Annotated in this window: 18 protein-coding genes; 8 read left to right on the forward strand and 10 right to left on the reverse strand. The window is 62.1% G+C overall.

The genetic code is table 11. The features are described from left to right. Window positions 1-72 precede the first annotated feature (72 nt). Window positions 73-900, forward strand: coding sequence for a transporter substrate-binding domain-containing protein (locus tag AB5Y84_RS18190; protein ID WP_368177509.1), 828 nt, complete (start codon window positions 73-75; stop codon window positions 898-900). 58 nt (window positions 901-958) lie between these two features. On the opposite strand, the gene tpx is transcribed toward AB5Y84_RS18190, so the two are convergent. After that, a complete protein-coding gene (gene tpx / locus AB5Y84_RS18195; RefSeq protein WP_005341463.1) occupies window positions 959-1,459 on the reverse strand; it encodes a thiol peroxidase in 501 nt (166 codons plus the stop codon). A 184-nt stretch (window positions 1,460-1,643) separates the two neighbouring features. Here tpx and AB5Y84_RS18200 point away from each other — a divergent pair, with 184 nt between their 5' ends. Beyond that, entirely contained in the window at window positions 1,644-4,097 is a 2,454-nt protein-coding gene (locus AB5Y84_RS18200) for a zinc/cadmium/mercury/lead-transporting ATPase (protein ID WP_368177510.1), read from the forward strand. A 210-nt stretch (window positions 4,098-4,307) separates the two neighbouring features. On the opposite strand, the gene pulA is transcribed toward AB5Y84_RS18200, so the two are convergent. Next, entirely contained in the window at window positions 4,308-8,372 is a 4,065-nt protein-coding gene (pulA, locus tag AB5Y84_RS18205; protein WP_368177511.1) for a pullulanase-type alpha-1,6-glucosidase, read from the reverse strand. A gap of 262 nt (window positions 8,373-8,634) precedes the next feature. Between pulA and AB5Y84_RS18210 the strand changes: the two genes are divergently transcribed. Continuing rightward, complete coding sequence (locus tag AB5Y84_RS18210; RefSeq protein WP_368177512.1) at window positions 8,635-9,048, forward strand: hypothetical protein; 414 nt, start codon at window positions 8,635-8,637, stop codon at window positions 9,046-9,048. Window positions 9,049-9,095: 47 nt separating this feature from the next. Here AB5Y84_RS18210 and dmeF read toward each other — a convergent pair whose 3' ends face one another. After that, the gene (gene dmeF / locus AB5Y84_RS18215) at window positions 9,096-10,034 is read right to left on the reverse strand and encodes a CDF family Co(II)/Ni(II) efflux transporter DmeF (protein ID WP_368177513.1); all 939 of its coding nucleotides are present in this window, start codon (window positions 10,032-10,034) and stop codon (window positions 9,096-9,098) included. 71 nt (window positions 10,035-10,105) lie between these two features. Here dmeF and AB5Y84_RS18220 point away from each other — a divergent pair, with 71 nt between their 5' ends. The 3 genes from AB5Y84_RS18220 (at window position 10,106) to AB5Y84_RS18230 (ending at window position 12,813) form a co-directional block, all read left to right on the forward strand. After that, a complete protein-coding gene (locus AB5Y84_RS18220; RefSeq protein WP_005357909.1) occupies window positions 10,106-10,381 on the forward strand; it encodes a metal/formaldehyde-sensitive transcriptional repressor in 276 nt (91 codons plus the stop codon). A 127-nt stretch (window positions 10,382-10,508) separates the two neighbouring features. Beyond that, window positions 10,509-11,705, forward strand: a complete 1,197-nt coding sequence (locus tag AB5Y84_RS18225; protein ID WP_368177514.1) for an aromatic amino acid transaminase — start codon at window positions 10,509-10,511, stop codon at window positions 11,703-11,705. Window positions 11,706-11,880: 175 nt separating this feature from the next. After that, window positions 11,881-12,813, forward strand: coding sequence for a LysR family transcriptional regulator (locus AB5Y84_RS18230; protein WP_236341756.1), 933 nt, complete (start codon window positions 11,881-11,883; stop codon window positions 12,811-12,813). 63 nt (window positions 12,814-12,876) lie between these two features. Here AB5Y84_RS18230 and AB5Y84_RS18235 read toward each other — a convergent pair whose 3' ends face one another. From AB5Y84_RS18235 to AB5Y84_RS18260, 6 genes are all read right to left on the reverse strand, one after another. Continuing rightward, window positions 12,877-13,200, reverse strand: a complete 324-nt coding sequence (locus AB5Y84_RS18235) for a DUF1820 family protein (protein WP_005340296.1) — start codon at window positions 13,198-13,200, stop codon at window positions 12,877-12,879. 138 nt (window positions 13,201-13,338) lie between these two features. Further along, the gene (locus AB5Y84_RS18240; RefSeq protein ID WP_368177515.1) at window positions 13,339-14,226 is read right to left on the reverse strand and encodes a YjjW family glycine radical enzyme activase; all 888 of its coding nucleotides are present in this window, start codon (window positions 14,224-14,226) and stop codon (window positions 13,339-13,341) included. A 10-nt stretch (window positions 14,227-14,236) separates the two neighbouring features. Continuing rightward, window positions 14,237-15,763 (reverse strand): YjjI family glycine radical enzyme, encoded by a 1,527-nt coding sequence (locus AB5Y84_RS18245; protein ID WP_368177516.1) that lies wholly within the window; start codon window positions 15,761-15,763, stop codon window positions 14,237-14,239. Between the two features lie 122 nt (window positions 15,764-15,885). After that, the gene (locus AB5Y84_RS18250; protein ID WP_005340292.1) at window positions 15,886-16,221 is read right to left on the reverse strand and encodes an AzlD domain-containing protein; all 336 of its coding nucleotides are present in this window, start codon (window positions 16,219-16,221) and stop codon (window positions 15,886-15,888) included. A gap of 1 nt (window position 16,222) precedes the next feature. Then, on the reverse strand, window positions 16,223-16,930 hold the full coding sequence (locus AB5Y84_RS18255; protein WP_021230918.1) for an AzlC family ABC transporter permease: 708 nt from the start codon (window positions 16,928-16,930) through the stop codon (window positions 16,223-16,225). A 120-nt stretch (window positions 16,931-17,050) separates the two neighbouring features. Continuing rightward, window positions 17,051-17,530 (reverse strand): murein L,D-transpeptidase family protein, encoded by a 480-nt coding sequence (locus AB5Y84_RS18260; protein WP_031227763.1) that lies wholly within the window; start codon window positions 17,528-17,530, stop codon window positions 17,051-17,053. Window positions 17,531-17,809: 279 nt separating this feature from the next. On the opposite strand from AB5Y84_RS18260, the gene AB5Y84_RS18265 reads away from it, so the two are divergent. Further along, window positions 17,810-20,977, forward strand: a complete 3,168-nt coding sequence (locus tag AB5Y84_RS18265) for a S41 family peptidase (protein ID WP_368177517.1) — start codon at window positions 17,810-17,812, stop codon at window positions 20,975-20,977. Window positions 20,978-20,992: 15 nt separating this feature from the next. Here the strand turns inward: AB5Y84_RS18265 and AB5Y84_RS18270 are convergent, their stop codons facing one another. Further along, on the reverse strand, window positions 20,993-22,291 hold the full coding sequence (locus tag AB5Y84_RS18270; protein ID WP_368177518.1) for a ferric reductase-like transmembrane domain-containing protein: 1,299 nt from the start codon (window positions 22,289-22,291) through the stop codon (window positions 20,993-20,995). 308 nt (window positions 22,292-22,599) lie between these two features. Between AB5Y84_RS18270 and AB5Y84_RS18275 the strand changes: the two genes are divergently transcribed. Then, window positions 22,600-22,833: a hypothetical protein gene (locus tag AB5Y84_RS18275; RefSeq protein ID WP_368177519.1), complete on the forward strand. Its 234-nt coding sequence runs from the start codon at window positions 22,600-22,602 to the stop codon at window positions 22,831-22,833.

Here is a 22,833-nt window from a genome sequence, read left to right on the forward strand (position 1 = left end):
ATGGTTTGGCCAAGGGGCGCTGACGACGGGCTGACTACACTTTAGCTGACCCATCACCAAGAGAGACTCGCCATGACCAGACACATCCCCCTTCTGCTGCTCGTGGTCACCCTGCTCGGCAGCGCAACTCTCGGCCTGTCGCAGACTCCGGAAAACGACGCTGCCCCCGAGCCGTCTAAACCTGTGCGCATCCTCAATGCCCACCTTGGCGAGCTGCCGGGGCTGATCAATGCCGACAAGACTGGCCCCTTTGTCGATCTGGTACACGCCATCGATGACCTCTACCCCGATGTAACCATCAAGATCACCATCTACCCCATCGCCCGTGCCATGGCTGGGGTGATCTCCGGCAAGGCTGACCTGGGGCTGCCCGCCATCCGCAACCTCAAGGATATCGATATGCTGGCTTATCGCTTCAGCACCCGCAGTTTTGGCAAGGTTGCCCATGTGATTTACAGCAATACCGCCAATCCGGTCACCACGGATATGGCCTATGGCATAGTGCCCACCAAACGGGATCTGCTGATCGAGGCCGTTCCCGACTATATGCCCTTCCCGGTGCAGCGCTCGATGAGTATCGAGCAGTCACTGCGCAAGCTCTCACGCGGCCGTATCGACGCCTTTGTCTGGGCGCAAGAGGAGGCCGACCTGATGCTCAAGCAGCTGGGGCTGACCAATATCAGGCGAGAATTTTTCGGAGATTTCGAGGATGTCTTCATCATCCAGAAAGGGGCAGCTGGTGATGAGATGGACGAATTTCTCCGCCAAGCCATTGATCAGCTGGCTGCCACCGGCAAACTGGCCGAGATTTACGAGAAGATCCACCGCCCCTATGTGGAGTGGCAACCCTCCCCACCCGCCAAGGCTGAACCGGCGACCACCCCGCCCGCAACACCCTGAACAGACAATTCCCGCATAAAAAATCCCGCCGAAGCGGGATTTTTCATGGCTTGCAGCCTTACAGCACTGCCAGCGCCGCAGCGTAGTTCGGCTCGTCGGCCACTTCGGCGACCAGCTCGCTGTGCAGCACCTTGTTGTCACCATCCAGCACCACGATGGCGCGAGCGGTCAGACCGACCAGCGGACCGGAAGAGAAGGCAACGCCGTAATCTTCCATGAAGGCCGCACCGCGCAGGGTGGAGAGAGTCACTACCTTGTCCAGACCTTCGGCGCCGCAGAAGCGGGACTGGGCGAACGGCAGATCGGCGGAGATGCACAGCACGACAGTGTTCTCCAGCGCACTGGCCTGCTCGTTGAACTTGCGCACAGAGGTCGCGCAGGTCGGGGTATCGACGCTCGGGAAGATGTTCAGGATTTTGCGCTGACCGGCAAAGCTTGCCAGGGTCACGTCGGAGAGATCCTTGGCCACCAGGGAGAAGGGCTTGGCTTGCTCACCGGCGACCGGGAAGTGACCAGCGACGGAAACCGGGTTGCCTTGCAGAGTGACTGAGTTGCTCATGTGTTATGTCCTTTATTGGTGTAGTAAAAATCCGGGTGATCAGTATAGGGGCGGCAGGACCAGACAAACACCCGCGAAGACAAGGGATATAAAGGGGTTGACCTTGGACTTAACACCAAGGTTTAGACTCCTTCTCGGTAATCAGGGATCTCGCAGGGGCGGGATCCATCAAGAGGGACTCATCATGAGCAAATCCTGCTGCAATCATCAGCACGCCGCCCCCATCAAGGCCGTCAGCAAGGCGGCCTCCGGCCAGAGTGAGCATCACCACGATAGCCACTGCTGCGACAACACCACGCCCGTCAGTTGCTGTTCAACCCCGACGCCTCATGAGCACGCATCCCGTGACGGCAATGAATCCCCCGGGGATGAAGAGCCTCCCCGAGGAAGTTACCACGATAAAGCGTGCTGCAGTGCCCCCTTATCGCCGGCTCACGATCATAAGCATGAGCATGAGCATGAGCACGATATGCCCCCTGCCGACCCGCTGGTTGCGCCGGAGCAAGGCAACAGCCGCCATAGCTGGCAGGTGATGGGAATGGATTGCCCCAGCTGCGCCCGCAAGATCGAGACCGCCGTCAGCCGGGTGAGCGGCGTGCAACAGGCGCGCGTATTGTTTGCCACCGAGAAGCTGGTAGTGGATCTGGCCCCCGGCCTCTCCCCCGATCCCGTCACCGCCGCCGTGCTGGCCGCCGGTTTCCAGCTCAAGGGGGAAAGCGCTGACAAACAGGCAGCTGGCCGCAAGCAAGCTTCACAACAGCTCCTGCAGGGCAATCTATTCGGTAACTTTTTGGGCAAATATTGGCAGCCCCTGTCACTGGCCGGTCTGATGCTGGTTGCCGCCCTGCTGCCGAGCGAGTTCGGTCAGCCGCTCTTTACCCTGGCGACCCTCTGGGGGCTGTGGCCCATCTCTCGCAAGGCGTGGGCGCTGACCAAAAGCGGCTCCCCCTTCGCCATCGAGACCTTGATGACGGTGGCCGCCGTGGGCGCCCTGTTTCTCGGCGAGACCGCCGAAGCGGCCATGGTGCTGCTGCTCTTTATGCTGGGTGAGCATCTGGAGGCCTACGCCGCCGGACGTGCCCGGGCCGGAGTGACCGCCCTGATGGCGCTGGTGCCCGACAAGGCGCTGCGGATCCGTACCACTGCCGAGGGCGAGGTGCGCGAAGAGGTCGGCGCCGATGAGCTGCGTCCCGGCGACATCATCGAAATTGCCCCTGGCGCCCGTTTGCCGGCCGATGCCCGCCTGCTCGACGCCCTCGGCGCCTTTGACGAGAGCGCCCTGACCGGTGAATCCATTCCGGTGGAACGCCGCCAGGGTGACAAGGTGCCGGCCGGCAGTCTGGCTGCGGATCGGGTGCTGCGTCTTGAAGTCGTCTCCGAGCCCGGCAACAACGCCATCGACCGCATTCTACACCTCATCGAGGAGGCCGAAAGCCAGCGCGCCCCCATCGAGCGCTTTATCGACCGCTTCAGCCGCTGGTATACCCCGGCCATGATGCTGGTTGCCCTGCTGGTGGTGCTGGTACCGCCCCTTGCCTTCGGCCAGAGCTGGGACGAGTGGATCTATCGCGGGCTGGCGCTGCTGCTCATCGGCTGCCCCTGCGCGCTGGTCATCTCCACCCCGGCAGCGGTTACCTCGGCACTGGCCGCCGCCACCCGTCAGGGGGCGCTGATCAAAGGGGGGGCCGCTCTGGAGCGATTGGCCCATATCGATACCGTGGCGTTTGACAAGACCGGCACCCTGACCCTGGGCAAGCCGCAACTGACCGAGCTGGTGAGCCTCAATAGCCAACCGGAGACCGAGTTGCTGGCACTGGCGGCTGCCATCGAGCAGGGCTCCCACCACCCGCTGGCCCGCGCCGTGGTCGCCAACGCGACCGAACAGGGGCTGACGCTGGCGGAGGCCCGCGACCTGCGAGCCCTGCCGGGCATGGGGGTTGAGGGACGCATCAACGGTGAACTGTGGCAACTGCTGGCACCGAGCCGGGTGGCGGCCCTGAATATGGAACAGCAGACCCGGATTGCTTCGCTGGAGCGGCAGGGCAAGACTGTCGTGGTGCTCTGCCAAAGCAGCGGCGACCAGGCGCTGCCGGTCGCCCTGCTGGCGCTGCGGGATCAGATCCGACCGGAGGCGGCAGCCGCGCTGCAAGAGCTCAACCGACTCGGGCTCAACAGCATCATGTTAACCGGGGATAACCGCCGTGCCGCCGAGGCGATCGCCACCGAGCTGGGCATGGGCTGGCGTGCCGGCCTGCTGCCGGAGAACAAGGTAGAAGAGATCGCCAAGCTCGCCAGCTTGCAGAAAGTCGCGATGATCGGCGATGGCATCAACGATGCCCCCGCCATGAAGCGGGCCAGTATCGGCATCGCCATGGGGGGCGGCACCGATGTGGCGCTGGAGACCGCCGATGCGGCGCTGACCCACAACCAGCTCGGCGGTATTGCCGCGATGATCCGGCTGTCGCGGGCGGCACTGGCCAATATTCACCAGAATATTGCGCTGGCGCTGGGGCTTAAAGCCATCTTCCTGGTCACCAGCCTGCTCGGCATCACCGGCCTGTGGATTGCGGTGCTGGCCGATACCGGCGCCACCGCGCTGGTGACCGCCAACGCCTTGCGGCTGCTGCGCAAGCGTTAAGCCAGCCAATGGCATCCCAGCCAAAAGCCGTCCCCCAACCGGGACGGCTTTTCTTTTTCCTCTCATTTCTCTCACGGCACCCCGTAAAAGAAAAAGCGCGCCTGCCGGTCGGCAGTCGCGCTTTGCTTACTCTCTCGGAGTTATCCCACCCTTGGCAAGGTGGAATTCAACCCGGGGGCGCCGAGCCATCCCCCGGACTCAATGGCTTGCTTACTTGACGCTGCACTCCTGAATGACGGCTGTGCCCGCCTTGACGCCAGCCGGGTCAACCTTCACCAGCACACTCCACAGCCCCTGCGACAAGGTGATGCTGTTATTGGCACTGCCCCCCTTGGAGAAGGCGAACGAATAGCCGGTTTCAGCGTTCACCGCGCCGCCACCGTTGAGCAGGTACTCCTTGCTCCAGTCCTCGTTGGCCACCTTGAACTCGGTGCTGCCGGCGTAGTTGAACGCCGCCTGATAGATGGCGAGATCGCCGTCCATCCCCTTGTAGCTCAGCTGGTACTGAGGTTGGGCTCCCCAGCCGGAGAGCTCACCCTTGACGAACAGGTTGTAGCCGAGCGGATTGCCCGCCACCGTATCCAGCACCTTGCAGCTCTGCACCGGCTCGGTGAAGCTGACGCTCAGGGTCGGTTTGTCCTTGTTCATGGCGGTAAAGACAAACTTGTAGCTGCCTGCCTTGGCCAGATCGACACCGATATTGCCGGTTTCTCCCCCCTTGCAAAGGGTCAGAGGAGTGCCAACCACCAGCTTGTCACCGGCGTTGCAGCTGCCGTAGTTGACCGGCCCCCAGCTGGCGTCAGCGATCTTGACGTTGGTGGTACCCAGCTTGTCGGTGCTCACCTCGGTAGTGAACTCGTACATGAAGTTGCCGCTGAAGGTCATCTGGTTGGTGTTGCCCCACTCATTGAGGAACCCCTTCAGATAAACATCGGTGTTGCCAAACGGTGGCAGGGTGCTCAGGTCGGTCTTCTTGCTGACCGGCAGGCCCGTGCCCTGTGCACCAGACTGCGGCTTGACGAACACGGCGGCAGACCAGGCCCCCAGCGTCAACTGGCCGTTATCATAGGCGGCGCCGCTGGCGATGCTGTCGACAGCGCGATGCTTGCTGCCAAGCACCATACCGCTCAGATCGATGGGCTGATCGTTGCCGTCACGGAAGTCGCCGATGCTCTGGCTCTGGTTGCTGGCGTTGATCATCACCACCAGACCGTCGATTGCCGGATCCAGATCCGCCCCGGCACTGACGCCATCATCCACCGTCATGACGATAAGGCCGGGCACCTGATCCGGGCCGGTATTGCGGAAGTCGACCCGCTTGATCACCTCGGCGCCGCTGCCCAGACGCAGCAGGCGGGAGGAGTTGCGCAGTTCCGCCAGCTCCTGATAGAAGCTCACCATCTGTGCCATCTCGGCCGAGCCCGGCTTGACATGCTTGCCGAGCACCTGCTCGATCAGCGGATAGTTGTCGCCATCCTTGTCCTTGCGCGGCAACCCCTTGTCGAAGTTGTTGTCGCCCAGGGTGTAGTCGACCTTGTTGTACCAGTCGCCCGAGTCATAGCTGTCCCGCTCCATGGATTTGGAACGCAGCAGCTCGACACCGGCGTGGGTGAAGGGAATGCCCTGACCCAGCATGGCTGTCGCCAGCGATACCCCCTGCATCCGCACCAGCTCGGCTCCGGCAGGCGCCTTGTAGATCAGGTTGTCGAACAGAGTCTGGTTGTCGTGCTTGTCGACGTAGTTCTGCACTTCCACCGGATCCTGGGCATAACCGGCAGGCTGACCGTTGTAGTCGATCTCGGCCCCCTTCTTCGGCATGCCATCCTTGTCGGTCAGCACGAACTCCTTGAGGTTACCCGCCATGCCGAGCCGTACCAGATCGGACTGGTGCAAGGCCGTTGCCAGCTCCACCTTGCTCATTTCGTTAGGATCGACGAAGGCACCGTTGCCAAAGCCCTGGGTCTTGCGAATGGTATCGCCACCGTCGAACGGACTGCCGCCGCGCACCGCATCGCGCAAGCGGTCCGAGAAGGAGCCGATACCGGTACCGCCCAGATGCTTCTGGGTAGCCTGCACGAAGCGCTTGTCATCCTGCACTTCGCCGAAGTTCCACCCCTCGCCGTAGAAGTACATCTCGGGATTGACCTTCTTCACCGCGGCCAGCGCCTGCACCATCTGATCTTTCGGATGGTGGCCCATCAGGTCGAAGCGGAAGACGTCGATCTTGTAGTCGCGCGCCCAGGTGACCAGAGAGTCATCCATCAGCTTGGCGAACATGGCGTGTTCCGGCGCAGTGTTGGAGCAGCAGGTGGAGTTCTCCACCGAGCCGGTCTCCGGATTGAGGCGCTGATAGTACCAGGGCACTATCTTGTCGAGCACCGACTTGGGACCGAGCCCGGACTCGTTGGTGTGGTTGTAGACCACGTCCATCACCACGTTCATACCGATGTTCTGCTTGATGGCCTTGACCATCTCGCGGAACTCCAGAATACGTTTGGTGCCCTCGGCGTTGGTGGCGTAGGAGCCTTCCGGCGTGGTGTAGTGGTAGGGATCATAACCCCAGTTGAAGGAGTCGACGCCGCGCAGATAGCCGGAGAGCTCCTGCACCTGCGGATTATCCTTGCTGTCGCCCCCTTGCAGGTCGGCCAGCACATCTCCCACGGTCTGACCGCCACCGCAATAACCGCCAAATCTGGATGTTTTCACATCCGGATTGACCTGACAGAGCTTGCTGAAGTCATCGCCGAGATTGGCCACCTTGGCCGGATCCTCGTTGACGGTGGCGATATCGAACACCGGCAGCAGGTGCAGGTGGCTGACGCCGCTCTTTGCCAGCGCTTTCAGATGGTTGACCGGTACAGAGTCGGGCTGGGTCAGGCCGACAAACTTGCCGCGCTTCTCTTCATCGGTGGAGGCATCGTTCCCGGTCAGGTCGCGAACATGGGCCTCATAGATGGTGATGTCGGCGGGGTTCTGCTGGCTGTGGGGCGCCTTGAGGCTGTCCCATCCTTCCGGTTTCAGGGCCGGATCGTCGAGATCCACTACCTGACTGAACTCGGAGTTCATCGCGAGGCTGAGCGAATAGGGATCGGTCACCTCGTAGTGCTCAACCTTGCGGCTCAGCGGATGGTAAACCTCCATGTCGTAGCGGTAGAACTGGCCGATCAGCTCGCTGCCCCCCTCGTAGCTCCAGCTGCCGCTGGCGCTGTCGAAGGTCATCGCCACCTCGCCACTCTTCTGGTGGCTGGCGTTGTAGAGGGCCAGCTTGACCGACTTGGCGGTCGGCGCCCAGAGGCGGAAGGTCACCCGGTTGCCCTCCACCACGGCGCCATAACTCAGCTTGGTCGCCTCGGCGGCATAGAGCGCATCGAGGGCTCCGGCGCTCTGTACCAGGGTTGCCCCCTGCAGGATACCGTCAGCATCGGTGCCGATAGCCACCAGCTCACCCTTCAGCAGGGGCTTGAGATCTTTCCCGGCAGGCAGGGCAAAGGCGGCCGCATCCTTGAGGTGCGGATATTTGGCCTGCTGCTCGGCGGTCAGAGTGGTCGCTGTCAGGCTGATATAGGGGAAATCGAACACCCCATCGGCATTAGCCTTGATGGTGCCCGAGTCGGTGTAATAGAGGCGAACGTGGGGCTTGTCTTTGCCCCCTTGCCAAATCAGGGTATTGCCATCGATCAGATGAGCGCTGGCCCCCGCTACGCCAAAGGCGGCGGTAAAGGCTTCGGCACGGCTGCCAAACAGCTCTTTTTTGCCAGCCACGATAGCCACGGTGCGATCCGGGTGCTCACTGAAGCTCACCTTCATATCGCTGCCGGTCAGGTTGGCCAGATCGCCATTGCGAGCGATAAAGTTGATGCACCCTTCCACATTTTTGAGCGGAACGACCCAGGCCGGACCAAAGCTGTCGGCAGTGGCAGGTGTCTTGCTCTTGTCATCCCACCCGGTATTCAGGCCACTATCAGCGGTGGCGTTACAGGCATCGTTGTTCCACAGATGCAGGCTGTAGCTGTCAAACGGTGCCTTGGCGCCTTTGGCTGCCGACTGGGTATCCACCAGCGCAATGACCACCTGATTTTCGCCGGCAACCAGCAACTCTTTCGGGGGATCCATCTTGGGCAGACGAGCGACAGGCCCATCGGTGACTTCAGGTGTAGGCGGTGTAGGGGGGACGGGGTTCACACCGGAGGCATCAGAGCTGTTGTCATTACAGCCAGACAAAAGCGCGAGCAGTGAGGCTGTTACCAGCGCCACTTTGGTCTTTTTCATATCCATATTTTTATAATTCCCGCTGTAGTTAGTCTCGATAGTCGAGCACCCGGTCATTGCCAGGCGGTGCCATATTAATCAGCGGCAATCGATTCAAATGTGAGCGGAAAAGCAAAAAAACCATCCAGTTTCAACAAGATAACGTTTTCAGACTGAAACTTCGATCCGGCTCACAGACCTCGCGGCCATTTGGCCTCATATCTGGAAAACGGCAGTCACGGGGTCAGAAAAGCAATGTCTGATCAAGTGGATAGACAAGGAGTAAACAATGAAACGGATTGAAGAACAGGCAAGACGACTCGATCATGAGTATCAGGCGATCGGGCAGCTGTTCGACCAGTTTTGCCAGCAGGCGGGCGCCCTGGCCGAGCAGTATCACTTCTTCAACTGGCCCGATTATGAAGACTCGCCCCCGCTGAGCCGCGCCTTCACCCTGTTGGGGGAACCCCGCGAGCTGCGGCTGCGCTGTCAGCCCGGTGAGCGCTCCGCCCTCAATGGCCTGATCCAGGTAGTCTCGGAGGATGGCACCATAGATGCCAGCCTCGGATTTCGCGCCGATGGCCAGCTGCTGCTGGAGTCCGGCAATCTGCTGGACAACCCGCCCGGACTGCTGCTCAAGCTGCTGCTCGGCGCTGTGTGGCAACACAAGCCCCAGGATGAAATCACCGGGCAGCCGCACTGACATCAGAGTGCCAACGGCACTGAAACCAAGGGGGCCAACGGCCCCCGTTATTTATCCTGTTCGCTGGCGATCTCGATGGTCACATGCACCAGCTCTTCATGGATCGCCAACCGTTCGCGGATCTGCTGCGCTGGTAGCGGATTGACCATCAGCAAAGAGAGCACGCAGGCATACTGCTGCTGCCCTACCCGCCAGACGTGCAGATCGCGGATATCAGTGCCCGGCAGTTCGGCGATGACCTCGCGGATCTCCGCCACCAGCGGGGTATCCATCTCGGCATCCAGCAGCACCCGACCGGAGTCGCGCAACAGCCCCCAGGCCCATACCGCCACCAGCACGGCCCCCACTATGCCCATCAGCGGATCCAGCCAGTCGGCCCCCCACAACATGCCCCCCACCAGCGCCAGGATCGCCAGCACGGAAGTGGCCGCATCCGCCAGCACGTGGATATAGGCGGCGCGCAGGTTGAGATCCTGATGGCCGTGGTGATCGTCATGGTCATGATGGTGGTCATGCCCATGGTGATGGTGGCCGTGATCATCCTTGAGCAGCCAGGCACAGGCGAGGTTTACCAGCAGCCCCACCAGCGCGATAGCGATCGCCTGTTGATAGTGGATCGGGCTGGGATCGAGCAGCCGGAACACAGACTCGAACAGCATCAACCCGGCAACTCCCACCAGCAACAGGGCGCTGGTGAAGCCACCCAGCACCTCGATCTTCCAGGTGCCGAAGCTGAATCTGTGGTCGCGGGCAAAATGGCGGGCGGCGCGATAGGCCAGCACCGAGAGACCGAGCGCCAGGGCGTGGGAGCTCATGTGCCAGCCATCGGCCAACAGCGCCATGGAGTTGTAGAACCAGCCGCCGCCAATCTCCACCACCATCATGATGACAGTCAACAATACGGCCCAGCGGGTCTTCTGTTCGGCCAGCGGATTGCCCTCGTGGATGACGGGTTGATGGCAGTGGGATTGAGCGAGGGATGACATGGATTTCTCCTGAGAGCGATGATGCAATATACTATACCCCAGTATAGTTTTATTGATCGAGAGGATCCGTCATGTCCCACACCATTCACGACAAAAAGAAGTTGCTGGCACGGGTGCGCCGCATCAAGGGACAGGCCGGTGCGCTGGAGAGCGCGCTGGAGCAGGAGAGCGACTGCACCGCCATTTTGCAGCAGATCGCCGCCATCCGCGGCGCCGTCAACGGCCTGATGCTGGAGGTGCTGGAAGGACACATGCGCGAGCATCTCGGCGCCGCCGATGCCACCCCGGCAGAGCGGCTGGAGGATCTGGATCAGGTAGTCAGCGTCCTGCGATCCTATTTGAAGTAAGCAGGATCGCGGCACCATCCCTTCAGGCTCGACCAGCGTCGGGCTTGAGCCACCGCCAGCTTTGCGCCATGATGTCCAGCCCGGCTGACCGCCGGTTTTACTGGACAGTCAATTTCAAGGATCCCCCATGTTTGAACACGTCGATGCCTATGCTGGCGACCCCATCCTGACGCTAGTCGAGACCTTCCACAAAGACACCCGCGAGCAGAAGGTGAACCTGGGGATCGGCCTCTACTACGACGAGCAGGGGCGTATTCCGCTGCTGCCGTCGGTGCAGCAGGCCGAAGCCCAGCGCGCCGCCGCCCCGGCCCCGCGCCCCTACCAGCCGATGGAAGGCGCCGCCAACTACCGCACTGCGGTGCAGCACCTGCTGTTTGGTGCCGACCATGAAGCTGTCAAGGCGGGACGTATCGCCACCATCCAGACCATCGGCGGCTCAGGCGCGCTGAAGATCGGGGCAGATCTGCTCAAGCGCTACTTCCCGACCTCCGAGGTGTGGGTCAGCAACCCGACCTGGGACAACCACAAGGCGATGTTCGAGGGAGCCGGCATCAAGGTGCACGACTACCCCTACTACGATGCGGCCACTGGCGGCGTGCAGTTCGATGCGATGATCGACTGCCTGAGCAGCCTGCCGGCCAAGAGCATCGTGCTGCTGCACCCCTGCTGCCACAACCCGACCGGGGTGGATCTCTCCCGCGCCCAGTGGGATCGGGTGATCGCGCTGGTGGTCGATAAGAACCTGATCCCTTTTATGGATATCGCCTATCAGGGCTTCGGTGACGGACTGGAAGAGGATGCCTACGCCATCCGCGCCATGGTGGCCGCCGGTGTCAGCTTCTTCGTCAGCAACTCGTTTTCCAAGAACCTCTCCTTCTACGGCGAGCGCTGTGGTGGCCTGTCGGTCATCTGTCAGGATGCCGAAGAGGCGAGCCGGGTGCTGGGCCAGATGAAGGCCACCGTGCGTCGCAACTACTCAAGCCCGCCGACCCACGGTGGCCAGATCACCGCGGCTGTGATGAGCCAGCCCGAACTGCATGCCCTGTGGGTCGGCGAGGTGACCGAGATGCGCACCCGCATCAAGGCGATGCGCCAGAAGCTGTTCGAGGTGTTGAGCGCCAAGTTGCCGGGCCGCGATTTCAGCTACTTCATCAACCAGCGCGGCATGTTCAGCTACACCGGCTTCACCCCGGAGCAGGTTGACAGACTGCGCGAAGAGTTTGCCGTCTATCTGGTGCGCTCCGGTCGCATGTGCGTGGCGGGCCTCAACAGCCGCAACGTCGACTATGTGGCTGACGCCATGGCCGCGGTGCTCAAGGGCTAATCTGCATCAGCCCCGCTTTGGCGGGGCTTTTTGTCTGTTGCGTTCGCAGTCACCTCTTGAGGAGTCTGCTCACCCTCCCCCCTGCTGTGAGAGAATGCCAGCAGGTCACGCTGTATCGTACTGATTCAGAGCCTGTCTTTTCATCCGCTTATCTTTATCCACTTCAGGAGCCACTATGGATCTGATCGCTCTCTCTCGGCTGGGAGGTCGCCATCTGGTCACCCTGCATCTGCTGCTCGACAACCAGAGCGTCACCCGCACCGCCGAGCGGCTCTGCACCACCCCTTCCACCGTCAGCAAAACCCTCAACCAACTGCGGGATATGCTGGGGGATCAACTGCTCTACCGTCAGGGAAACCAGCTGTTGCTCACCCCCATGGCCGAGCGACTGGCTCCCACCCTGCATCGACTACTGGGGGAGCTGAACGGCCTCACTCGCCAGAATGCCTTCAACCCCCAACAGTGGCAGGGCAGCTTGCGGCTGGGATTGCGCGAGAGCGTGATGACCTGGCCGGTGGGCCCCATTCTGGGTCAGCTGATAAAAGAGGTGCCGGGCATGGTGCCGGAGATCTGGAACAAAGATGAGCAGGGGCTGGAGGCGCTGGCAGCGGGCAAACTCGACTTCGTGATCCTGCCCCATGACCAGAGCCAGCCGTTGCCGCGCCAGCCCGGGCTGGTGTGGGAGACCCTGCGGGAAGAAAAACTGGTCTGCCTGCTGCGCAAAGACCACCCCGCGCTGGCCAAGCCCTGGGATCTCGATGCCTACCTGAGCTGGCGCCATATCGCCATCCGGGATCAGGAGCTGGCCAACCCCTTCTTCGAGCAGAGCCTGGCCCAGCAGCAGGTGCGTCGCCAGATTGGCGCCACCCTGCCCGATTTTGCCAGCGCGGCGGCCCTGCTGCCCCAGACTGATCTGATCCTCACCGCCATCGGTGGCTGGGCGGCCTGCATGGCCAGTCAGCCGGATCTGGTGATGCGTCCGGCACCGTTCGATTACGGCAAGGTGAGTCACAGTCTGGTCTGGTATGGCCCGGCCGGTGATGGCTCGGCCCGCCACTGGTTCCGCCAGCGGATCCTGCAACTGGGTCGCGAATTGATTGAGCCCTGAGCCGGATGACAGCGAGCAGAGATTGATGTTTCACCGCGGCGAAACATCAACGGCAAGTAGGGACTAGGGACGTTTGGTATAGATGGGGCTGGGGAAGGAGGCGACGTTGCTGCCCAGATCCGTGATGCGGGCAGCCCCCTGCTTTTTCACCTGATCGATGCGCAGCACCTGATGCATGGGAATAAGGGTCTGGCGCACATCGGCAAATTCGCTCTTGAGCTTCTCGTGACTGGGATCGACGATAAGCGCCGTATGGTTATCCCAGACAAAATCGGCAATCTCGATAAAACCGAACAGCTGGCCCTGATTGACTTCGCGCACATACACTTCGTAGCGCTCGCTGTGGCAAATAAACTGAACCCGATATAACGCCTTGCTTTCACTCATGATTATCTGTCATTGAGGGGTAAGAAGATGGCCATTATTCTAGCCGCCGTTCTCGCCCCCTCCAATAGACAGAAATCACAGTTGCGGCCTTTCCATGCCGCACCTCACGCCATGACGATCACCGGATGACGCAGCCACTCAGCCCATCAAGGCAGGCAGTGAGACCGGCCCCAATCCCGCTGCACGCAAACGGCTGGCCAGCTGTTCCAGCTCGGTTTGGTGAGCCTCTTGCCATTGTGCCGCCTCACCCCGCACCCCGTGATGGCGAAAGCCGTTGAGGCGAATGGGCACAGGCCCAAGCTGCTGCAAGAAGGCGGCAAGATCCGCGTCCAGCTCACCACTCGCATCCAGAAAATCGCTCTTGCCCGGCACATGGAGCAGCCGCAGTTCGGCCAGCTTGCCGTGGCGTGCCAGCAGTTGCAGCGATGCCAGCACCCGCTCGCGACCATAGCCGGTCAGGGTGTGATGCACCGAGTCACGCCACCCCTTGAGATCGAGCATGGCGCCGTCGAGCACCGGCAGCAGCCGCTGCCAGCCGGTTTCGGCCAGTGAGCCGTTGCTGTCGAGCAGGCAAGTGAGATGGGCCAGATCCGGCTCGCCCTTGATGGCGGCAAACAGCGCAACCACGAAGGGGAGCTGGGTGGTCGCCTCACCACCGGAGACGGTAATTCCGCTCAGCAGTGGGCCGTAGCGGCGCAACAGGGCCAGCACGTCGTCCACCGTCATGGTTGTGGTCTTGGGATTGGCGCTGCGCGGGCAGACATCCAGACAGGCATCGCAATCGGTACAGAGCGCCTCCTGCCAATGAACCTTGCCCTCGCTCATGGTGAGGGCGCCGCTCGGGCAGACCCCAAGGCAGTCACCGCAATCGTCGCACAGCCCTATGGTGTGAGGGTTGTGGCAGCCGGGGCAGCGAAAGTTGCACCCTTGCAGAAACAGCACCAGCCGGTTGCCCGGCCCGTCGACACAGGAGAACGGCAGCACCCTGCTTATCAGGGCGCTGCGTGTTGGCAAGACATCAGCCATCGGTGCGAACTCAATACTCGCCGATGGTCGATTCGTGGGCGACCACTCGCGGTGCCCGCTGACGAATGGCGGTCACTTCACTCGCCTCGGCACCGAGACAGGTGGTCTGCAAGCGTGACCCCTCCTCTGCGAAGCGGGCCACGTCGCTCTTGCGAATCATGTAGCCGGTCACCCGCACCAGATCGCTGTCGGCCACGTTGGCGGTGAACTCGCGCATACCGATAGCGAGCGCCCCTTTGCAGAGCTGCAACAGCGCCTGCGGGTTCTGGCGGATGGTGGGATCAAGCGTCAGGATCTCGCTGATCCCCGAATGGTAATAAGTGTGGTGCGGCGCCAGCGCCAGCACATGGCTGGCCGGATCCGGCTCCTGCCCGTAGGGAATGCGTACCCCGGGGGTGACTGCCACATCGATGCTGAGGCCACCTTGCGAGTGCAGCAGGGCGCGCCCCCCCCAGGCATGGGTCTGCGGGGTCGTGGTCACATAGGCGGAGAGCTGGGCCGAGATGCGATAGCCAAGCTGGTTCGCCTCCTCGCCGTGGCCGTAGCGATCCGGCAGATTCTCTTTATCCATCAAGATATTGACCGCTTCCGCCATGCCGTAGATGCCAAACATGGGGACAAAGCGATCCTCATCCAGCAGCCCCTCTTTCACCAGGAAGCTGTCGAAGAAACCGGACTCATCATGGAGGAAAGCGGCCCGCGCTTCGATCAGCTGAGAAGCCAAACGGCAGTAGTGGGGCAGCAGGCAGCCGAGGAAGTCATCGATCCCCTGACACTGCTCGGCGACCCGCTTGAGGGAGATGCGCACCAGGGTATTGGCGCCACCGGCCTGCGGCAGGGCGTTGTAGCAGCTGACGATACCAAAACCACGATCGTCGAAGGTATCGCGGTGGATCGGGTAGTTGGCAATGTGCGGCTTGCTGCACTCGGCGATATTCTTCACCGCCTGCAGCAGCAGGCTGTCCGGGGTCTGCTCCGGATCGTGGAAGAAGGTGAGGTTCGGCGCCACCTGCTTGAGCTCGTTGTCGATGCGCAGGATCAGGCGGCAGATGCGGTTGTCATCCGGCCCGATGTTGACGTGCATGAAGGCGTCCGGCAGCACCCGATCCAGATAGACCCAGAACCCCTTCAGCTTGCGATAGAGGGTCTCGTCATCCAGTTCGCCGACAAACGGCAGCAGCAGATGGTCGAGCCGACCCAGCCAGACCGGCATGCCGGTGACGGAGGGGACATGGTGATAGAGGATGCGCAGGGCGTTGAGCGCCTCGTCGAAATCCTGCGGCGCCGCCAGCTCCAGCCAGGCAGAGCCCTGAGTCAGAAATTTTTCATAGTCCGGCAGCACATAACGCGGCTTGTAGGGGGCGTGCCCTTCGAACATGTCGCAGATAAATCCCTGCTCCATCGCCTCGGCGACTGCGGCAGGCAGGTCGGGGTAGGGCAACGCATTCTCGGCGGCCAGCGCCAGTGCGTGGCTCTTCTGGGCGGCGGAGAGATGGGGATCGCGCACGATGCGCTGACAGGTTTCGATCAAAGACATGGGACACTCCTTCACGGATAGAGCCCATATCCTCACCATTTGCAGGCTTTTTTTGAAGTGACATTCATGACATGACGGATGTCGAATAATGACATCCATTACACAAGATCACGGCTCGCGCTTCACCAAGGCAAGAGCTCGGCGATGCCTCCCAGCCAGCGCAGCAGGAAGAAGCCCCCCATTCCACCCACCACCACAACCAGAGTCGGCAGCCGCAACAGGGTCAAGAGCATCACCCACAGGGTGGCGGTCAGGTAGTCAGGATCCCAGTCAAGACCTATCCCCGGCTCGTAGCTAAAGACGATGGGCAACCAGATGGCAGTCAGCACCGACTGGGCCGAGAAGCCGAGAAACGCCCCCATCTCGGCACCCGGCTGATATCGGGTCAACCGAGAAAAGAAGGCGAAGCGGTTGAAAAAGGTGATCAGGGCCAGCAGGCCAATCATCAGCCAGCTCACGCTACCTCCTCATCCGGTGCAACACATAGCCCACCACCATGCCAGCCAGAGCCGAGACGATGATGTGGATCTCCGCCAGCAGCGGCTTGGTAAGCAACGCTGTGCCGCCGCTCACCAGAGTGGCCGCCACCATGGGCAAGTTTTTCATGGCGGGTATGGTCATGGCGATGAAGGTGGCCGCGATGGCAAAATCCAGCCCCATGCTGTCCAGTCCATCGATGTACTGACCGGCCGCGATGCCGAGCAGGGTCGCCAGATTCCAGAACAGATAGAAGACGAATCCCGCGATGAGCGCGTAGGCCGGATCAAAGTGACCGCTGCGCTCCCGGTCTTTCAGCGCCACAGCGAACATCTCATCAGTCAGGAAAAAAGCAAGGCTGGCCCGCCAGCGCAGGGAGAGCGGCAATACGTCACGGCGGAAGGTGAAGCCGTATAGCAGATGCTGGGAAGTGATCACCATGGTGGAGCTCATGATGGGCAGCAGGGGCGTGCCCGCCCCGAACAGGGTCGTGGCCGAGAGCTGGGCGGCTCCGGCGTAGACCAGCAACGACATCAGCTGAGCCTGAAGCGGACTCAGCCCTGCCTGCAACGCCAAAGCGCCACACAGGATCCCCCAGGGGATCACCGAAATGGAGAGCGGGAGCATATCCAGTGTGGCACGCCACCAGAGCATCCCCGTTCGCTCGGGCACGCTCGTTACTGACATCATGTGATCTTCCTTGTCACAGCCAAAGCGAGCCGAAAAAACTAGCACGGGACGGCAAGCGCCGTCACGTCATCACTGGCGGGAAATAAAACGCCCGCGGAGTCGCGGGCGTGCACAAGGGGATCAGGGCTCGATGACGATGGGCGTACCCGGGTCAACGGCGTCCCACACCTCATCCAGCTCGTGATTGAGCATGGCGATGCAGCCATTGGTCCAGTTGGAAGGCTGAACCCTGCGGTTGCCAATGCTGTTGCGCTGGCCGTGGATCATGATCATGCCACCCGGACGAACACCCAGCTCATTGGCGCGCTTGATGTCATCCAGGTTCGGATAGTTGATATGGATGGCTTTGTAGTAGCCGGAATTGGTCTTCTTGTAGTCGAGGGTGTAGCGCCCTTCCGGCGTACGCTGATCCCCTTCCTGCTGCTTGTGCCCCTTGGGCGCCGGGCCCAGAGCAATCCAGTAGCGCTTCAGTTCTTTGCCATCCTTCATCAGGGTCAGGCTATAGGTCGACTTCTTGACCACCACCAAATCGGCTTTTTCGGTCAAGGCAAAACTCAATGCGGGCCAAAGCCCCAACAAACACAGTAATACGGCTCTCATTCCATCCCTCGACAAGCCTCTGGTGCGGGCTTTTCTTGTTACCAGATCATCTGAACGATGCCCGCCGAGCGGCGAGCGAGCGCCATGATATTGGATCGCCATCAATACTCAATATGCTCGGCAAAACATATCTTGCCGCAGCCAGGCCATCTTCCTTGAACGCCGTCATTTGGTATTGGTAATTAACAGTTAAAACAACAAGATACCAAAAATTATCGCGCTGGCACCCGGGGCAATGATCGGCGAAGATAACACTCCACTCCCCGACAGGATCATGCCATGCGCTCTTCGTGCCGCCTCGCCACCCTGCTGTTCTCGCCACTTCTGCTCTGGCTGCCCGCCAGTGTCGCCGCCGATGCACTCTGGCTGCGCGAGCCCGCCCTCTCCCCCGATGGCAAGCAGCTTGCCTTCACCTGGCAGGGGCGCATTTTTGTCGCCAGTGCCGAGGGTGGCCCCGCTACAGCGCTCACCGGCAGCGACTACCTGAGCCAGCGGCCAATCTGGTCGCCGGATGGCAAACAGCTCGCCTTTGCCGCCAATCTCTACGGCAACGAAGATGTGTTCGTGGTACCCGCCAACGGCGGCGAGATGGTGCGCCTCACTCGTGATTCACGCACCGACCTGCCACAAGCCTTCAGCGCCGATGGCAAACGACTGCTGCTGAGCAGCCAGCGCCTGGGGGCACCCGATGCCGACCATTTTGTCGCGGAAGGCTACCAATGGGGCGAGCTCTACTGGACCCCGATCACCGGCGGCACCTTGCAGGCCGATCTGCCGCTGCCAGCGACCCTGGCCCGCCCCCACGGGGAGCGGCTCGTCTACCAGATGCCCGCGGCGGATCAACCCTTTCGCAAGCATCAGCACTCGTTCGCGGTCCCCCGTCTCTGGCTGTTTGATGGCAAGCAGCACAAGCAGCTGACCGAAGATCGGGTGGCGGCCACCGATCCGGTCTGGAGCGACAAGGGAGATACCCTCTTTTACCTGAGCGAGCGCAGCGGCGATTTCAACGTCTGGCGCCGGGATCTTGCCAGCGGCAAGGAGCAACAGCTGACCCACTATCAGGACCATCCGGTACGGGGGCTCAGCGCCTCTCGCAGTGGCGATCTGGTCTGGTCATGGCTGGGCGAGCTCTATCGCCTCGATGCCGGTAGCAGCGAGCCACGCAAGCTGACCATCACACCGCAAGTGGCGAGCACGCCGGATGAGGCGAGCGAGGCCCTGACCCTGGCAGACGAAGCGCTGGTCAGCGAAGGGGCGGGCGAGCTGATCCTGGTGAGCGAGGGCAACCTGTTTGCCGTTGACCCCGAGCGGGAGCGGGTGCGCCAGCTGACTCGTGACCCGAGCGAGCAATCCAGCCCTCTCTTTGCCGAGCAGGGGCGCGCCCTCATCTATCTGTCGGAGCAGCAGGGGCACGCCGCCCTCTATCGTCTGCGCAAGGGGGACCCTGATCTGCTGTTCAGCGATCCCGGCACCCTGACCGAGAGTCTGCTGCTGGCGATTCCCGACAAGGGGATCAGCCGTCCGGTGCTCTCCCCCGACGGCAAGCAGCTCGCCTTCGTGGTGGATGGCCAGGCCATCCACCTGCTGGATCTGGCGAGCAACAAGCAGCGGGAGCTGGTGCCTGCCAGCTTCAACCCGTCGCGCCACGAGGTGCATCTCGCCTTTGCCCCCGACTCCCGCCATCTGGCGCTCACCTTCCGCCCCGATGCGGCAGAGCAGGAGATCGCGGTGATCGATACGGCCAATCCCAAGGCCAAACCGGTCAATGTCAGCCTCAACGGCTATCAGGATGGGCAACCGGGCTGGAGTCAGGATGGCGCCATTCTCTACTGGCAATCGACCCGGTTTGGCGCACTGGGGCCCGATGGCGAGCCCCTCGTCACCAACCTGCTCGGCATTTACAGCAGCCGCGCCGCCAGAGCCGATGCGATTGCCGAACTGGAGCCGCCGAAAGGGGGATACGGCTTTGAGAGCGATCGTCTCAACCATCGAGAAGCGCTGCTGCTGCAACCCACCGGTACCCTGCTCGCCAGCCGCATCATCGGCGACCAGCTGATCTATCTGGTGGAGGAGATGGGGGTCAACAGCGAGAGCGAGATCAAGGGCTACAGCCAGGATCTGCGCAAAGGCAAAACCAGCGAACTGTTTGGCGAGCAGCCCGGCCCAGCGCTGGCAAGCCTCAACCAGCAGGGCACCCTGGCTACCCTGGTGCGGGATGGGGAGATCACCCGGATCCACCTCGACTCCGGCGAGGCCACCAGCGCCCCCTTCGCCTTGCAGCCCACCAGCCTCTGGCAGGAACGCATGACCGCCGCCTTCGATCAGATCGCCCGGCTCACCCGGGACGAATTCTATCTGGACGATATGAACGGGGTGAACTGGGATAGCTATGTCGCCGCTTACCGCCGCCTGCTGCCGGGCATCGGCAACCCGCGGGACTTTGGCAACCTGCTGGCGGAGCTGGCTGGCGAGCTCAATGTCTCCCACACCTGGGGCAGCGGCCCCGCCCCCTTCCCGCGCATGGCGGACGAGACCGCCAGCCTGGGCGGCTACTGGCAGGATGGCGAGCAGGGGGTGATGCTCACCGCCCTGCTCTCTGGCGGCCCTCTGGATCAGGAGAGCGATATCGCCCCGGGCGCCCGCCTGCTCGCCATCAACGGCGTCCCGATTGCCAATCTGGCCGAGCTGGATCGGGCCCTCAACCATCAGGCTGGCGCCCGGCTCGCCCTCACCTTCCAGCAGGAGGGCAACAAGCAAACTGATGAGGTGGTGCTCACCGCCATCGACAAACAGCAGGAGTACCAGCTGCAACAGGATCGCTGGATTGAGAAACGGCGGGAGCTGGTGGCCAGGCTGAGCGGAGGACGAGTCGGCTACGTCTATCTGCCGGCGATGAATAGCGAGGTCTACGATGCGGTGGTGGCGGATGCCCTCGGCAGACAGCGCAATCGCGATGCGCTGATCGTCGATGTCCGCTTCAACAGCGGCGGCTATCTCGCCAATACCCTGGTGGAGTTTTTGACCGGCAGCGGCAGCACCAAGGGGATGGCCAGCAGTTGGCCCCGTCAGGGCAAGGGTGAAACCGACGCCGCCACTCGCCAGTGGACCAAGCCCTCGGTGGTGCTGGTCAACGCCGCCAGCTACTCGGAAGGTTCCGCCTTCCCCGAGTACTACCGTGCCCTCAAGGTCGGCCCCATCGTCGGCGATCCGGTGCCCGGCACCGGCACCATGGTCTACAGCCACGACTCTAGGCTGATTCCGGGGCTCTCCTACGGCATTCCGACCCTGGGGCTGCGCAAACCGGACGGCACCTTCTACGAGAATCAGGAGCTGATCCCGGACCTGCAGGTGCCCCTCACCCCCGCCGACATGGTGGCTGGGCGCGACCCGCAACTGGAGGCGGCAGTACAAGCCGCCCTCAAGCAGTTGTCAGCCAGCGCCAAATAACGGCCCCCATCGAGCTCAACGAAAGCGAAACAGCTCGCGATGCAGATGCCCGTCCGGCAACAGCCGGGTCAGGGCATCTGCCATCCCCTCCGGCCCGCAAAACCACACCTGCTCGGGGGCATCCTGCGCAATGCGGGCAAGATCCAGTCGCCCGGCCGCCTTGTCCAGATGCAGCTGATAGCGCACGCCGGTGCGATGACAGAGCTCGGCCAACCGCCGGTGGTAGACGGCGCCTGCCAGATCCGGCGCACACTGGATCAGGGTGATCTCCTCGCCGCGCTCCCCACGGGCCGCCAGCCCCTCCAACCAGGCCACAAACGGCGTGATACCGATCCCAGCCCCCAGCCAAAGGGCTCTACCTCCCCCTTGCGGGGCGACAAAGGCGCCATAGGGGCCGGTCACCACCACCCCATCCCCGGCGCGCGCCTCTGCCACCAGCTGACGAGTATGATCCCCGAGCGCCCGCACCGCGATCACCAGCTGGCGCCGATCCGCCGACACCCGCACCAGGGTAAAGGGATGCGGCCCCTCCTTGGCGTCAAACTCGAAGAAGGCAAACTGACCCGGGCGGTAATGGGCGAGCGGCTGCTCCAGCTGCATGGTCAGCTCGCAGGTGTGATCCGCCAGCGTCCGCACCGCAATGATCCGGCCCGGATGGCGATCCCGTGCTCCCACTTGTCCCAACAGAGAGTAGAGGGCCCCGATAGCACCGATCCCGCCGATCAACCAGATCGCTACCCCAACCGGCGTCATGGCCCCCACCTGAGGCAGCAGGCAGAGCCCGTGGCCCCAACCCGCCAGATAGATGAGCGGCGCCAACCGATGGATCAGCCGAAAGCGGCCATAACTCACCAGCGCCAGCAAGCTCACCACCACCAGCGCGATCAGCAGATAGAAACTCCACTCCCCCAGGGTATTGCCAAGGGCATGGAGCGAGATGCCATTACCTGCTCCTGCACCAGCTGCGGCCGCGCTGGCCCCACGCCGGGCGGGACGGCTCAGCCAACCCGCCGAGACCGCCCACTTGGGCGCCTCCACCAGCAACCAGTGAACAGTCAGTGCCAATGCGCCGCCGATGGCCGTCTGGCGGTGCAATCGCAACATCCGGTCCAGACCGCCACACCACACCTCCAGCTGCGGCAGACGCAACGCCAGCAGCAGCGAAATGGCCATATAGGCCATCCCCAGCAGGCCCGTCAGCAGCAACATCTCGTGGCGCCAGGGCCACACCCCGTTGGCATCCCCCGCATACCCGAGCCACCAGACCCCGACCGCCAGCAGTGGCAACAGCCACCACACCCGTTTACTCGTCATAACATGCTCCCTGGTTCCATCGCGGCAGGGCCTCATCTCCCTGCTGATGGCACCATTACACACCCGTCCGGTCACAAGACTTTGCCAGAGGGGGAAGCTTGTGTGGCAATGTGTGACAAACGGAAACAAAAGAGGGGCCGACTGGCCCCTCGTGATCACCCTTGTTGGCTCGCCCCTCTTCATAGGTGATGGCGCACAATTCGCCTCCGCTGTGATTGACGATCCGCCAGCAAAAGGAATCAAATGGGGATGTTACATATCTGCGGCGGAAAACCTGCTGCCCACTCTTCTGCACAAGGAGATCCCCCTTGCTTTCATCCACTGAACAACGCGTCTGCCCGAGTTGTCAGCGCGAGACCAACCATGTCGTGGTGCTGGTCGACAAATCCTTTGGCAAACAGCCGAAACCGGAGCAAAAACGCACAGCATTTATCAAAGACTTCATTACCGGCTGGGCCGCCGGCCCCTTTCTGGCCAACATGGATCGCTTTGAACGACATGCCATCTGCGAGCATTGCGGAAATAAAGTTATTGATGAATGA

Source organism: Aeromonas sp. s11 (assembly GCF_040907945.1).
Lineage (GTDB): Bacteria > Pseudomonadota > Gammaproteobacteria > Enterobacterales > Aeromonadaceae > Aeromonas > Aeromonas veronii.

Coding starts and splice junctions, on each gene's coding strand:
- AB5Y84_RS18190 (WP_368177509.1), top strand. CDS start 73: ATGACCAGACACATCCCCCTTCTGCTGCTCGTGGTCACCCTGCTCGGC.
- tpx (WP_005341463.1), bottom strand. CDS start 1,459: ATGAGCAACTCAGTCACTCTGCAAGGCAACCCGGTTTCCGTCGCTGGT.
- AB5Y84_RS18200 (WP_368177510.1), top strand. CDS start 1,644: ATGAGCAAATCCTGCTGCAATCATCAGCACGCCGCCCCCATCAAGGCC.
- pulA (WP_368177511.1), bottom strand. CDS start 8,372: ATGGATATGAAAAAGACCAAAGTGGCGCTGGTAACAGCCTCACTGCTC.
- AB5Y84_RS18210 (WP_368177512.1), top strand. CDS start 8,635: ATGAAACGGATTGAAGAACAGGCAAGACGACTCGATCATGAGTATCAG.
- dmeF (WP_368177513.1), bottom strand. CDS start 10,034: ATGTCATCCCTCGCTCAATCCCACTGCCATCAACCCGTCATCCACGAG.
- AB5Y84_RS18220 (WP_005357909.1), top strand. CDS start 10,106: ATGTCCCACACCATTCACGACAAAAAGAAGTTGCTGGCACGGGTGCGC.
- AB5Y84_RS18225 (WP_368177514.1), top strand. CDS start 10,509: ATGTTTGAACACGTCGATGCCTATGCTGGCGACCCCATCCTGACGCTA.
- AB5Y84_RS18230 (WP_236341756.1), top strand. CDS start 11,881: ATGGATCTGATCGCTCTCTCTCGGCTGGGAGGTCGCCATCTGGTCACC.
- AB5Y84_RS18235 (WP_005340296.1), bottom strand. CDS start 13,200: ATGAGTGAAAGCAAGGCGTTATATCGGGTTCAGTTTATTTGCCACAGC.
- AB5Y84_RS18240 (WP_368177515.1), bottom strand. CDS start 14,226: ATGGCTGATGTCTTGCCAACACGCAGCGCCCTGATAAGCAGGGTGCTG.
- AB5Y84_RS18245 (WP_368177516.1), bottom strand. CDS start 15,763: ATGTCTTTGATCGAAACCTGTCAGCGCATCGTGCGCGATCCCCATCTC.
- AB5Y84_RS18255 (WP_021230918.1), bottom strand. CDS start 16,930: ATGATGTCAGTAACGAGCGTGCCCGAGCGAACGGGGATGCTCTGGTGG.
- AB5Y84_RS18260 (WP_031227763.1), bottom strand. CDS start 17,530: ATGAGAGCCGTATTACTGTGTTTGTTGGGGCTTTGGCCCGCATTGAGT.
- AB5Y84_RS18265 (WP_368177517.1), top strand. CDS start 17,810: ATGCGCTCTTCGTGCCGCCTCGCCACCCTGCTGTTCTCGCCACTTCTG.
- AB5Y84_RS18270 (WP_368177518.1), bottom strand. CDS start 22,291: ATGACGAGTAAACGGGTGTGGTGGCTGTTGCCACTGCTGGCGGTCGGG.